9 protein-coding genes are annotated in these 13,817 nt (G+C 67.5%); 8 read left to right on the top strand and 1 reads right to left on the bottom strand.

Translation table 11 applies throughout. The features are described 5' to 3' along the window. Nucleotides 1-46: 46 nt before the first annotated feature. A complete protein-coding gene (locus tag AC3ITN_RS15485; RefSeq protein ID WP_489391087.1) occupies nt 47-241 on the bottom strand; it encodes a hypothetical protein in 195 nt (64 codons plus the stop codon). A gap of 968 nt (nt 242-1,209) precedes the next feature. Between AC3ITN_RS15485 and AC3ITN_RS15480 the strand changes: the two genes are divergently transcribed. The 8 genes from AC3ITN_RS15480 (at nt 1,210) to AC3ITN_RS15445 (ending at nt 13,782) form a co-directional block, all read left to right on the top strand. Beyond that, a complete protein-coding gene (locus AC3ITN_RS15480; protein WP_489391086.1) occupies nt 1,210-5,898 on the top strand; it encodes an RHS repeat-associated core domain-containing protein in 4,689 nt (1,562 codons plus the stop codon). 656 nt (nt 5,899-6,554) lie between these two features. Next, nucleotides 6,555-6,845, top strand: a complete 291-nt coding sequence (locus tag AC3ITN_RS15475) for a YkgJ family cysteine cluster protein (RefSeq protein ID WP_489391085.1) — start codon at nt 6,555-6,557, stop codon at nt 6,843-6,845. A 121-nt stretch (nt 6,846-6,966) separates the two neighbouring features. Next, a complete protein-coding gene (locus AC3ITN_RS15470; protein WP_489391084.1) occupies nt 6,967-8,001 on the top strand; it encodes an AAA family ATPase in 1,035 nt (344 codons plus the stop codon). Between the two features lie 7 nt (nt 8,002-8,008). Then, nucleotides 8,009-8,935 (top strand): DUF58 domain-containing protein, encoded by a 927-nt coding sequence (locus AC3ITN_RS15465; RefSeq protein WP_313345920.1) that lies wholly within the window; start codon nt 8,009-8,011, stop codon nt 8,933-8,935. Next, a complete protein-coding gene (locus AC3ITN_RS15460; RefSeq protein WP_489391083.1) occupies nt 8,932-9,393 on the top strand; it encodes a DUF4381 domain-containing protein in 462 nt (153 codons plus the stop codon). The genes AC3ITN_RS15465 and AC3ITN_RS15460 overlap by 4 nt, the downstream gene beginning before the upstream one ends. Continuing rightward, entirely contained in the window at nt 9,390-10,397 is a 1,008-nt protein-coding gene (locus AC3ITN_RS15455; protein WP_489391082.1) for a vWA domain-containing protein, read from the top strand. The genes AC3ITN_RS15460 and AC3ITN_RS15455 overlap by 4 nt, the downstream gene beginning before the upstream one ends. Further along, complete coding sequence (locus tag AC3ITN_RS15450; RefSeq protein WP_489391081.1) at nt 10,394-12,106, top strand: VWA domain-containing protein; 1,713 nt, start codon at nt 10,394-10,396, stop codon at nt 12,104-12,106. Before AC3ITN_RS15455 ends, AC3ITN_RS15450 begins: the two co-directional genes overlap by 4 nt. Continuing rightward, nucleotides 12,103-13,782, top strand: coding sequence for a BatD family protein (locus tag AC3ITN_RS15445; RefSeq protein ID WP_489391080.1), 1,680 nt, complete (start codon nt 12,103-12,105; stop codon nt 13,780-13,782). The genes AC3ITN_RS15450 and AC3ITN_RS15445 overlap by 4 nt, the downstream gene beginning before the upstream one ends. Nucleotides 13,783-13,817 lie beyond the last annotated feature (35 nt).

Genomic DNA, 13,817 nt, shown 5'->3' with positions numbered 1-13,817 from the left:
TTTGGCAGTGGCGGGTAGTTTCCCTACACGCCCGGAGGGCAAAGCCTTAGGAGAGCAAGTCGTCATCATCAATAGCATCTCTGGATAGCACACCGGAGATCCACATGATGAAGTCATCTTTAATCGCAGCGGCCGCTGCAGCTGTTTTGGTGGCATTGGTTCCAAACAATTCAGCCTCTGCGCAGTCTGCTGGGATAAGGGCTGCAGCGCTCAGCTGCGGTGCCGCCCAGTTCACGTCCATGTCGAGTCTTTCTGCAACACTCGCCACGCGATCCTGTGATGGTGCCCAGGTGTACGGCATTGGGGTGTCGCATGAGGAGGCCCTGCAGAATCTTGCAGGCTTCCTGGCGGTCAGGGAGGCCGGCCTCAACTGCTCGGCGAATACGGGCAGCGTTTCTACGGGAAGCTACGGAGTCGGTGTCTACGCAAATTTCTCGTGCGGAGGACGTCCGATCACGGCAGTAGGCAGCTCCCCGACGATCGCAGCGAACAATGCGTTGGCGATCGCGACTGAAATGGCAGCAACGGGTGCCTATTGCAGTGCCCCCGCGCAGGGCGCGTATTACCCCGAGCTACATGGATTTCGATTCACCTACAGCTGCGGGAAGTCAGGAGGGGGCAGCTGGTCCGTCGCTGGCCTGGGGTCGAGTATTGATGATGCAAACGCCGCTGTGGTGCGCATGCTTCCGTCCAGTGCAGGAACCCGGCGTACGTGTCGGTTTGAGCCTGCAGAACTCAATGGAGTCATCTTCCGCGCTCGGCTTAGCTGCAACAGCAACGCCTACAGCGGATACGGAAGTTCGATTACGTCTGCCGTGAATGACGCATTGGCGCAGGCCGGGGTCCCCTGATTCGACGTTCCTGATCGTTCGTGGCGGTGCGCCCGACCTGGTCGGGCGTACCCTTCGTGCCCACTCAGGGCCGTTCGTCCTCACCCGCGTGGCGGAACCGCGGGGAGGAAGTGCATGGATATGGCGGCAACTGCCTTGGGAAACCTCCGCGCAACTCCTGAAATGTTGCCGAAAGTTGGTTGCTCCAACCCTCGAATACCTAAGAAAGTGAGAAGCCTGTCGGTTTCAACCTTGACCAGGCAGCCCTTCGATTCATACCTTGCCGGCACTCGTCGCCGCCCAGCCGGAAAGCTGCGCACGTCGACTCAAACGCCCATCTCAATCAACGAGCAGTTCCCCTCCAGGAAGGAGCACCGGAATGTCCCGCTTCGTGCCGTATACGCCGCGCCAACGCGCATTCGTGGTCCTCGTCGCCCTCTCATCAACCCCGCTTGCAGGCGCGCAGGAGGTCGGAAAGAAATGGGAGACCATCGCAGCCTACGGCCAGGCGCTCACAACTGAGGGCGAGGCCCAGCGGGCAATCGAAAAGAATTTCTCCGTGTATGAGCAGGCTGGTCCTCTCACATGGCACGTTGCCGGCTCCAAAGTGGGCAAGGATAAGGTCGCTTACGACTACCAGATAAAGCCTGTCAAGCTGGTAATCACCGACTGGGTCTACACGTTCAAGAGCCAGAGTTACGCCACCGAGCAGGCGGTCATCGCTGCCATCAAAGCAGACAGGATCTCCGCACCGGGTTGCCCGGCTACAGAGGTCATACCCGGCCCATGGTCCGGCATCCCCGGCGCTGGCGAGGGTGAAGGTGCAGATGGCAGCAACACTGGCGAGTCCGCCAAGTATGCCACCCCGTACTACCTGACCAACCCAGACACTGGTGGCTGCGACGTAGTTCAGGCGACTGTCTCGTTGTTGCGCAAGCGCACAGTGCAGTGCCCCAACACCATGCTCATGGCTTGGCGTCCGGAATTGAACGCCTGCGGCATGGATCCACGGCAGGAGCAGGCCGCGCAGATGCTGCTCCACTACTCCACTACGCCGCTGACCCAGCAATGCCCGGTAGGAAACCCCTGCGAGCCGACCACCGGCAACAAGACGCAAGCCGAGCCTGACCTGGACCTGGGCTGGATCCAGTTTGTGCGCCACTTCAACTCCATGACCTCCGCACCCGCGGGGGGCTTCGGGCCCAACTGGACCCACTCGCACAACATCCGCCTCGCCATCGGCGTGGACAGCGGCGGATTCCCGCCCAGCAACACGCTGCTGGTGGGCATGGTGGATATTGACGGCACGCATACCGCGTTCAACCAGCTCGGCACCAGCTATGAAGCCATCAATGGCAGCGGTGATCGCCTCGTTCAGCAGGGCACCACGTGGACGCTCTACCGCGCCGACGAGGTAATGACGTTCGATGCCGACGGCCGCCTGCAACTGCGCGCCCGCGAAGACGGCACGACCTTGGTATATCTTTACGACCCGCGTGGCCGTCTGCTGTCCATTACCCATTCAAGCGGGCGAGCCTTATTGTTCCACTACGAAGTGGCAGGCGACGAGGCCCTGATCAATGCGCTTTCGGTGGGCGGCCAGCGGGTCGCCAGCTATACCTACAACGCCAATGGTCAGGTAGCAAACGTGGCATACGCCGGTGCGTCGTCCCGCGTGTACCACTACGAAAACACCAACTTCCCGCGTTATCTCACCGGCATCACTGCTGAAGACGCACGCCGCTACAGCTGGTACAACTACGACCCCAAAGGCCGTGTAATCTGCAGCCGTCACTCCGGTGACTGCACTCAGGCCGATGTGGGCATCGACGGCACGCGGCTGGTCTACACGCCCGCCGGCACCACCGTCGTCACCGATGCCCTTGGCCACGTCACCACCTATGGCATCAGCGGGACTGCCGGCGAGGGCTATCCGCGCAAGGTGACCGGCGTGACCGACACCCAAGGCGCCGTAAGCCGCACCTACTATCCGGCCGCGCAGGACTTCCGTCGCCGAGTCAACACCGTCACCGACCGCCGTGGCATCCAGACCAAGTACGTATATGGTGCCGGCACGGACGCGGTGAGCGGGCAACCGGTCAGCGTGCAGACTGCCACCGAGGCGGTCGGCCTGCCCGAACAGCGCGTCATCGAAACCCATACCGTCGTGGCCAGCAACCGGGTGGCGCTCAGCCGCGTTGGCAACCGCGAAACGCACATTACCCGCAACGCACGCCTGCAGCCGGCCACCATCGCCGTACGCGACACCACCACCAACCAGGTGCGCACCACCACGTTGAGTTACTGCGAGGCGGCCGATGTGGCTGCTGGCGGTACCTGCCCGGTGCTGGGCCTGCTAAAGCAGGTGGATGGCCCGCGCACCGACGTGAGCGACGTGGTGACCTACAGCTACTACGCCGCCGACGATGCCGGGTGCGCGACTGGCAGCACGGGCAGCTGCAGCTTCCGCAAGGGCGACTTGCTCAGCGTGAGCAACGCACTGGCCCAGACCGTGCAGACGCTTGCCTACGACACCGTGGGCCGCCCGCTCTCGGTAGTGGACAGCAACGGCGTCGTCACCGACTACACCTACCACCCGCGCGGCTGGCCCACCTCGGTCAGCGTGCGCGGCGACACGCCGGCCAGCAACCGCACCACCCAGATCAGTTACTGGCCCACGGGGCAGGTGCAGGAAGTCACCGAGCCCGACGGCAGCACGGTCACCTACGTCTACGATGCTGCCCAGCGCCTCACCGACATTGCCGACAGCGCGGGCAATACCGTCCACTACACCCTGGACAACGCCGGCAACCGCCTCAAGGAAGATACGGTAGACACCGCCGGCACGCTGCGCCGCACGCTGGCCCGTATCTACAACACGCTGGGCCAGCTGACCACGTTGAAGGACGCCGGCAATCACGCCACCGCCTTCACTTACGACGCAGAGGGCAATCCGGCCAGCGTGACCGACGCCCTGCAGCGGGTGACCACCCAGCAACACGACCCGTTGAACCGTCTCGCCCGTACCCTGCAGGACGTGGGCGGTATCGAGGCGGAGATCACATCCAGCTTCAACGCGCTGGATCAGGTCACCCAAGTCACCGACCCCAAGGGCCTGCACACCAGCTATGCCTACAACGGCCTCGGCGACCTCACCGGGCAGGCCAGCCCGGACAGCGGCGGCACCGGCTTCACGGTGGATGCAGCGGGCAACCGCAAGACCCGCACCGATGCACGCGGCGTTACAGCCACCTACTACTACGACGCGCTCAATCGCCTGACAGGCATTGCGTACCCGGACCCGAACCTTGGCGTGGGCTATACGTATGACACAGCGCCTGCGGCCTGCGAGGTCAGCGAGCGCTTTGCGAAGGGCCGCCTGGGCCAGGTGCTGCACGCAGGCGGCAGCACGGGATACTGTTACGACCGCTTCGGGCAGGTCACCCGCAAGGTGCAGATCGTCAAGGGTGTAAGCACCACCTTGCGCTATGGCTACACCAGGGGCGGCCGCCTCGCGCAGCTGACCTATCCCGATGGCAGCGTTGCCGACTACGTGCGAGACAGCCTTGGTCGCATCAGCCAGATTGGCCTGACCCGTCCCGGGCAGTCGCGCCAGTTGGTGGTGAGCAACGTCACGCACGCGCCCTTTGGCCCGGCAACTGGCTGGACGTACGGCAACGGTCGGCAGCTGCAGCGCCCGGTGGACACCGACTACCGCCCGCAGGCGGTGCATGACCCCGCCGCCGGCGGCCTGTCGCTGGGCTTCGGCTACGACCCGGTCGGCAGCATAACCGAGCTGAAGAACGGCACCGGCTCCGTAGTTCAAGCCAGGTATGGCTACGACACCTTGGGCCGGCTCACTCAGACCCAGGACGGCCCCACCAGCACGCCGATTGAGACTTACGCCTACGACGCCACCGGCAACCGCACCTCGCTGACCACCGCCAACGGCACCGCAAACTACACGTACCCGGCCGACAGCCATCGCCTGCTGGCGGTGGACGGTGAGGCGCGCAATCACGATGCGGCCGGTAACACCGTCAGCATCGGCGGTAAGGAGTACCTCTACAACGACGCGAACCGCATGAGCCAGGTGAAGCAGGGGGGTGCCGTTTTGGAGGCGTATACCTACAACCACCGTGGCGAGCGGGTGCTGCGCGCGCCGACGGCAGGTGACGCGCAGCTCACTCTGTATGACGAGGCCGGCCAGTGGCTGGGCAGCTACGCCGCTACCGGCGCACCGCTGCAGCAGGCGATCTGGCTGGACACCTATCCGGTGGCGTTGCTCAACACCGCGGCCACTGGTGTGCCGGAGCTGTCCTACATCCAGTCCGATCACCTGGGCACCCCGCGCGTGGTCATCGACCCGGTGCGTGACGTGGCGATCTGGGAGTGGAGCAACAAGAGCGAGGTGTTCGGGAACCAGATCCCGAGCAGCGATCCGGATGGGGATGGAGTGGCATTCGATCTGGCGCTGCGGTTCCCTGGGCAGCAGGCGACCGATGCAAGTGGGATGTTCTACAACTACCAGCGGGACTATGATCCGGTGGCGGGTCGGTATTCGCAGAGTGATCCCATAGGTCTGATTGGCGGGCTGAATACCTATGGCTACGTGTCGGGCAATCCAGTTGATCGGATTGATCCTTGGGGCTTGAAAGACTACAGCGCTTGCGAGACGCGAGCGATCCTTGATGAGGCGAAACAAGACATGTCTGCTCCGTTGCCGCAGCGAACAGCCAACGCACTCAGTAATCACGGGGGATTTGGCAAGTTTGATTTCAAGATGAATCAGTCGAACAGCACTTTTGTGGCGCCATTGGTCGGGAAGCTATCTGCTGCCGAGTTTGGCAACTTCATAGCCGGCTATTCTGGAATTCACTACGGTGGCCGTACAGGTCTAGCGTTGGTGATCGCTGGTGGCATCTATTTCGACGCTACAGATGCGATGGGCGGGAGCGGCAAGTTCGATTTTGATGCGGACAGCCTTAAGGATATTCACAATGGTGCAGTCATCGCCAATATGGAAGTCAATGGCTCGCCGATCGCATTGTGCGGGTGCCCGAAATGATGAGTGCTACTGTCGCGTTGATATCACTGGCAGGCGTTGCGACCGTCGTGGGATTGTTTGCCTCCCGACCATGGTTGCGACAGGTAGCCGTTGCCTTCTTGGCTTCTATAGCCATTTTTACGGTCGTCTTCACTATGAACGACATGCGAGCGCATGGCTCTGAAGCCAAGGGAGCGGGGCGCTCGCCAGACTTCATTGCTGGAATGGTAGAGAGGGATCAACAGACCATTCCTCGCCGCGCCGTCATCTTCTTCAGCGTGGTTGGCTTGGCTCTGCTTGCGTCATCCGGAACGAGAAGAAAGCGGTGATCTCGGTGTATGGCAGCATTTTCCGGACACGTCCGCGTCGCGCTTGGGGACCTTGCTTCTGTTGTAGCCCGCTTCCCCGAAGCCGCGTTTCAAGGTGAGTGGCTTGAAAGCTAGAGCGGACATCCACGATTTTGAGAGCACGGCAATACGTAACCCGGGAATGCACGAGATCTACCAGGTTGCTGCCTGCAAAACGATCAGCATCGGCTGTGTTTGTTTTGGGTCTCGTTCGAGCTTCAGGCCGTCCGCGTGCGGCCCTCCATTCAGGCCCGCGGGTTCGTGCTTCACGCTGCATTCCGGGACCGGCGGGCATCGTGCCGGTCGTGCCGATCCAAGCAGGTGATCCACATGGCGGCAGCAAGCTGCTCGAAATGCATCGCCCAGTGCTGTCGGTTGACCGTCGTGCTGGATGCATCCTCCGGGCACATTCCACCGCATCTCACCACCACGCTGTCAGACGGCGTGCGGGTGATGGCCAAGGCAGCGGATGGCTGGTGCGTCGCGCTGGATCGCGTCAACAGGAACTGCGGGATCTACGACAGCCGCCCGACGGTGTGCCGTAAGTTTGTGATGGGCGGAGCGTATTGCAGGGCCATCTTCACCGACCGCGGTGCCGAGGCTGCCTCCGAACCGCGCTAGGTGCCGGCTCGCAGGTGAGGTCGAGGCGCTTGCGTTCAGGCAATCTTGATACCGGCCCGGCTCCCAGCCTGCCATCATGTAGGCGGAACCTTACGCCTGTTGCGTGGGTCAGATGGACGCCATGAACCTGCCACCCCCCATGCCCGGACTCGACGCCCCTCCTTCCTCCTCCACCGCTGTGGACCACGATCGCCTGCATGACGGCTTCCGTGCCCTGCGCGACGGCCTGTCGGCCGAGATCGTCGGCCAGGCCGAACTGGTCGAGCGCCTGCTGACCGCACTGTTGGCCGATGGCCACCTGCTGGTCGAGGGCGCGCCGGGCCTGGCCAAGACCACGGCCATCCGCGCCCTGGCGGCGCGGCTCGAAGCAGACTTCTCGCGTGTGCAGTTCACCCCGGACCTGCTGCCGTCCGACCTGACCGGTACCGAGATCTGGCGCCAGCAGGAAGGGCGCTTCGAGTTCGTGCCCGGCCCGATCTTCCATCCCATCCTGCTCGCCGACGAGATCAACCGTGCCCCCGCCAAGGTGCAATCGGCACTGCTGGAGGCGATGGGCGAACGCCAGGTCACCGTGGGGCGCCACACCTACGCGCTGCCACCGCTGTTCCTGGTGATGGCCACCCAGAATCCGATCGAACAGGAAGGAACCTTCCCGCTGCCCGAAGCGCAGCTGGACCGGTTCCTGATGCACGTGCGCATCGGCTACCCCGATTCGGACGCCGAGGCGGAGATCCTGCGCCTGGCCCGCGAACGCGCCCGCGATGCGCTGGGCACGGCCCCGCCGGCGCCAACGCGGATGCCGCTGGACGACGTGTTCGCCGCGCGCAAGGCGGTGTTGTCGCTGCACATGGCCCCGGCGCTGGAGCGCTACCTGATCGAACTGGTGCTGGCCACGCGCGACCCGGCCCGCTACGACGCGGCCTTGGCACGACGCATTGCCTGGGGCGCCAGCCCGCGTGGCTCGATTGCATTGGAACGCTGCGCCCGGGCGCGCGCCTGGCTTGCCGGCCGCGACTTCGTCACGCCCGACGATGTCCGCAGCGTGGCCCCTGACGTGCTGCGCCACCGCGTGCTGCCCAGCTACGAAGCCACTGCCGAAGGCTGGGATGGTGAGCGGCTGGTGGCCGAACTGATTGCCCGCGTGCCGGTGCCCTGAGTCGTCGATGACGTCTCCTGATGACAATGGTGCGGCGGCGCTGCTTGGCCATGGCGTGCAGCCCAGCCTGGCGGAGCTGGTCGCGCTGCGGCGCAGTGCACACCGGCTGGCGCCGGCCCGACGCGGTCGCATGGCGCACGCCGGGCAGGCGCCTTCGCCGATGCGTGGGCGTGGCATGGAGTACGCCGAGTCGCGCGAATACGTGGCCGGTGACGATGCGCGGCACATCGACTGGCGCGTGACCGCACGTACCGGTCGTGCGCATACCAAACTGTTCCAGGCCGAGCGCGAGCGGCTCACGCTGCTGGTGGCCGACACCGACCCGGTGCTCTATTTCGGTACCCGGGTCCGCTTCAAATCGGTCCAGGCCGCGCGGGTGGGCGCCGTGGCGGCCTGGCTGGCGCAGCGCCAAGGCGACCGCCTGGCCGCGCTGCGCGGCAGTCGCAATGAAGCGCCACTCAGCCCGGCGGGCGGCACCCGCGGCGTGCTGCGCGTGCTGGACGCGTTGACCCGCTGGTATGCCGCGCCGCCGCCCGACGATGCCGGCCTGGACCACGCCCTGCAGCAGGCGGCCCGCCTGCTGCGGCCCGGCGCACGCGTCGTGGTGCTGGCCGATCCTGCACGTGCGGCCGCCATCGACGCGGCCCGATGGTCGGCATTGGCGCTGCACCATGAAGTACAGCTGATGCTCTTCGTCGACCCGCTTGAGCTGGAGCCGCCCGATGCGCTGCTGCCGTTCCTGTCGCAGGGGCGACGGGTGGTGCTGGACCTGGACAGCCCCACCGTACGCCAGCACTGGCATGACCGCTTCGTTGCCCCGCTGGACGCACTGCAGCAGACCCTTGGCGCGCGCCGCGTGCAGGTGCACGTGGTCAGCAGCGACGATGCCAGCGATGGGTGGCTCGGTCCGTTGCCGTCGGCGGTGGTCGCATGAGTGCCGCCACCTCGCTGCCGCTGCGCGACGTGCATCTGCCGGCCGTGCCGTCGTGGTGGCCGCTGCCCCTGGGCTGGTGGGCCGTGCTCGGCGTGGTGGTGCTGTGTGCGCTCATTGGATGGGCGTGGCACGCGCATCGCCGTCGCCAGTACCGGCGTTGGTCGGGCATCTTCGACACCGCACTGGCCGCCGCCGCAACACCGGTTGAAGAAGTGGCCGCGATCGCCGAACTGCTGCGCCGCGCCGCACGCCAGCGCCAGCCGGGCGCCGAACTGCTGCAGGGCCAGGCGTGGCTCGAGTTCCTGGATGCGCCGGGCAGCCGCGCGTTTTCCGATGGCGAGGGTCGGCTGCTGCTCGATGGCGGGTATCGTCGCGCCCTCGACGCAGAGTCCGTACAGCGCCTGCGGCCGCTGGCGCGCGAGCGCTTCCTGCACCTCACGCTCGGGCGCGCGGCATGATGGCCGTGGCACTCCCCGCCTGGCTGCCCTGGTTCGATGCCCTGGCCTGGCCGTGGGCGCTGCTGGCGCTGCCGCTGCCCCTGCTGATGCACCTGTTGCCTGCACGCGCGGGTACGGCCCCGGCACTGCGCGTGCCCTACGCCGCTGAACCGCTGGCCTCGCTTGGTACGGCGGGTGCGGCGGTGGCCCTCCGCGCCGGACGACTGCTGCTGTGGCTGGCCTGGATCAGTCTGTGCATCGCGCTGGCGCGACCGCAGCAGCTGGGCGAGCCGGTCACGCCGCCCCAGCAGGGTCGGCAGATGATGCTGGCCGTTGATGTGTCCGGCAGCATGAGCGAGACCGACATGATGCTCGGCAACCAGGTGGTGCAGCGCCTGTCCGCCGCCAAGGCGGTCCTGGCCGACTTCCTGGATCGGCGTGTCGGCGATCGGGTCGGCCTGCTGATCTTCGGCGAGCGCGCCTACACACTGACCCCGATCACCGGCGACCTGACCACGGTGCGCAACCAGCTCAACGACAGCGAGGTCGGCCTGGCCGGCCGCGACACCGCGATCGGCGACGCCATTGCGCTGGCGGTCAAACGCCTGCGCGAACAGCCCGAGGGCCAGCGCGTCCTGATCCTGCTCACCGACGGGGTGAGCAATGCCGGCGTGCTGCAGCCACTGCGCGCGGCCGAGCTGGCCCAGGCCGAAGGCGTCCGTGTGTACACCGTGGCCTTTGGCGGCGATGGCAGCTACCGGCTGTTCGGCATGCAGATCCCTGGCGGCGACGACCCGGTGGATGAAGCGACGTTGCGCCGGATCGCCGACCTCACCGGTGGGCGTTCGTTCCGGGCGCGCAACACCGATGAGCTGGCCGGCATCTACGCCGAGCTGGAACGCCTGGAGCCGGTCGCCGCGGCCGGCGCCGCCGTGCGCCCGCGGATCGAACGCTATGCCTGGCCACTGGCGCTGGCCATGTTGTTTGGCGGCCTGGCGTGGTTGCTGCCGAGGCGCTGGGCATGAACCTGTCGCTCGCTGCCGTGCATTTCGCCCGACCGGAGGCGCTCTGGGCGCTGCTGGCGCTGCCGCTGATCGCACTGCTGTGGCGCTGGCGGCGTCGGCGCAGCAGCGTCTGGCGGCAGAACGTGGACGCACACCTGCTGCCGCACCTGCTGGTGGCCGGCAATGGCCGGGGCCGTGGCTGGGCTGGCCTGTTCCTGCTGCTGGGCGGGTGGGTACTGGCGGTGCTGGCGCTGGCCGGGCCCGGATGGCGCCAGCTGGCCCAGCCGCTCTGGCAGTCGCCGGCACCGCTGGTGGTGGTGCTGGACCTGTCCTCGCGGGTGACCGCGACCGATCTTCCGCCGTCGCGCCTGCTCCAGGCAAGGGCCAAGCTGGCCACCCTGCTGCGTGAGCGCAAGGGCGGCGAGCTGGCCCTGCTGGTGTATGCCGACGATGCCTTCACCGTGGCGCCGTTGACCCAGGACCACGCCAACGTCGCGCTCTACCTGGACGCGCTGGCGCCGGAGGTGATGCCGCGCGACGGCCAGCGTGCCGACCGGGCGATCGAGGCGGCGGTGTTGCTGCTGCAGCAGTCCGGTGCCAAAGGCGGCGATATCCTGCTGCTCACCGACCAGGCCGATGACGCCGCTCGCGCAGCAGCAGCGGCGGCGGCGGCGCAGAACATGCAGGTGTCCGTGCTCGGCCTGGGCAGCCAGGCCGGTGCCGCCTATCGCGCCGGCGATGGCCAGATCGCCCGGGCGCAGCTGGATCCAGACAGCCTGCGCGCACTGGCCGATGCCGGTGGCGGTCGCTATGCAGGTATCGCCGACGATGATTCGGATCTGCGGGGCCTGGGCGTGCTGACCCCGCGCAGCGGCACCGGCACCGGCGAGAGCCGGCAGGGGCAGGGCATGGCGTGGCGCGATGAAGGCTTCTGGCTGCTGCCGCTGTTGATGCTGCTGTCGCTGTGCGCCTTCCGGCGGCGCGGACTGACCGCGCTGGCCGTGCTCTGCGTGATGCTGCCCTTGGCCGCACCGGTCCCGGCGCAGGCCGCGGAGCGCTCCTGGTGGCAGCGCGATGACCAGCGTGACCAGGCCACCCAGTCCGGTGGCGTGGAGGCGTACCGCCGTGGCGATTTCCAGTCGGCGCAACGCCGGTTTGAGAACGTGCACGACGCCGAAGGCCGCTACAACCTGGGCAATGCGCTGGCCCGCCAGGGTCAATACGACGCGGCCATCGCCGCCTACGACGAAGCGCTGAAGCTTCGCCCGGGCATGCCCGACGCGGTCGCCAACCGCGCTGCGGTGGACGCGGCGCGCAAGCGCACGCCACCGCCGGGCGCGGGCCAACAGCAGCAGTCGCAGCAGCAACCATCGCAGCAGCAATCGAAGCAGCCATCCCAACAGAAACCCCCGCAGCAGGGCGAGCAGGGCCAGCCGCAGCAAGGGAAGGGCCAGCCACCGCAGCAACCGGATCCCGGCAAGCCCGATCCAGCCGAGCAGGCCCGTGCCGACGCCGCCCAGCGGCAGCAGATGCGCGAGGCGTTGCAGCGACAGCAGGGCGAGGCAGGAAAATCGCCGGCGCAACGCCGCGAGGCCACCGAAACGCCCCAGCAGCGCGAACAGCGCCAGGCGGTCGAGGCGTGGATGCGGCGGGTCCCGGACGATCCTGGCAGCCTGTTGCGCAGCAAGTTCCAGCTGGAAAACGAACGCAGGAAACGGGAAGGAAAATGAACGCAGCGATCTCCACGCGACGTTGGTGGCGCGCCTGCGTCTGGCTGCTGCTGGGCGTGAGCGGCGTGGCCAACGCGCAGACCCGGGCCTGGCTGGACCGCGATGCGATCAGCGACACCGACACCGTCACCCTCACCATCGAGACCGATGCCGGCGCGCCGGACTATGCGCCGCTGCAGGCCGACTTCGAGCTGAGTGGGCAGACCAGCAGCCGGCAGGTGCAGTGGAGCCAGGGCGCGATGAGCGCGCGTTCGCGTTACGGCATCGTGCTCAGCCCCCGGCGCAGCGGCGTGCTGACCGTTCCCGCGCTGCAGGTGGGCGCGACGCGCACCACGGCCCTGCCGTTGACGGTGTCCGCCAGCACGTCGGCCTCGGCTGCCGTACCGGGCAACGCCACCGCGTTCGTCGAGACCGAGGTGGACGATGCCAATCCCTATGTGCAGCAGAGCGTGGGCGTGGTGGTGCGGCTGTACTACGCCTCGCAGCTGCTGTCCGGCGAGCTGGGCCTGGATACGCCGGAGGGAGCCTCGCTCCAGCGCGTCGGCGAGGACCGCAGCCTGGTCCGCGAGGTCAACGGGCGCCGCTACAACCTGGTGGAGCGCCGCTACCTGCTGATTCCCGAGCGCAGCGGCCCCTTGCTGCTTGCAGGCGCGCGCTTCAACGGGCGCAGCGTCGGCGGCTTCTTTGACGACATGTTCGGGGGCGATGGGCGGCTGCGCGCCAACGCGCCGGACCGTACCCTGCAGGTGCGTGCGCAGCCCGATGCGGCGCCGCAGCCGTGGCTGCCGCTGCATGACCTGCGCCTGCGCTATACGGCGGCGCCGACCCGCGCCCGTGCCGGCGAGGCGGCCACGGTGGTGGTCGAGGCGGTGGCCGACGGCGCCACCCGCGCGCAGTTCCCGGAGCTGCCGTCCCTGGACGTGGGCCCGGGCGCGCAGGTGTTCGCCGAGCCGCCGCAGTACGACGAGGCCTTCAACGGCAGCACGCCGCGGCTGACCCTGACCCGGCGCTATTCGGTGGTGCCGCGGCAGGCAGGCACCCTGGTGATACCCGGCCCGCGCATGGCCTGGTGGGACGTGAAGGCAGGGCAGCCGCGCACGGCGACGCTGCCCGACCTGACCCTGGCGGTCGCCGCCGGGGTCCCCGGCAGCACCCCGGCGCCCGTCGCGGTCGACACCACGGCGGCACTGCCCGGGACCCAGCAGACCCCGTCCGATGCGGTCGCTGTCACCGCCGTGCATGGCCGCCCCTGGGGTTGGATCGCCGCTGCGGCCGGGTTCGCCGTGCTGTGGCTGCTCACCCTGATCTGGGGCTGGCGACGTAGCCGCAGGGGCGCGCCGGCCGCCACGGCGGGCACCGCGACCCCGTTGCCGGCGGCGCCGTCGCGCGCGGACCTGCGGCGCGCGCTGGACACCGGCGGGCTGGACGAGATCGTGTCCCTCCTCGGTGCGATGGGCGGCGTACGCGGCCTGGATGCGCTGCTCGCGCGCCTGGCCGACGAGGCACAGCGCGACGCGTTGCGGGCCATGCAGGCGGCCCGCTGGAGCCGCGACGGGGGCGATGTGGCGCCGGCCCGCCAGGCGCTGCGCCGGGCCTTCCATGACGGACCACACTGGCGTCCGGTGGCCGGCACGGAGAAGACTGGGCTCGAACCGCTGTATCCCCCGGGCCGCTGAGGCCCACGCCGGGCCTGGGCCCGGCTTTGCTAAGC

The sequence above is a fragment of the Stenotrophomonas sp. KH_036_B genome (assembly GCF_057839485.1).
This window is presented reverse-complemented; position numbering and strand designations above follow the sequence as displayed.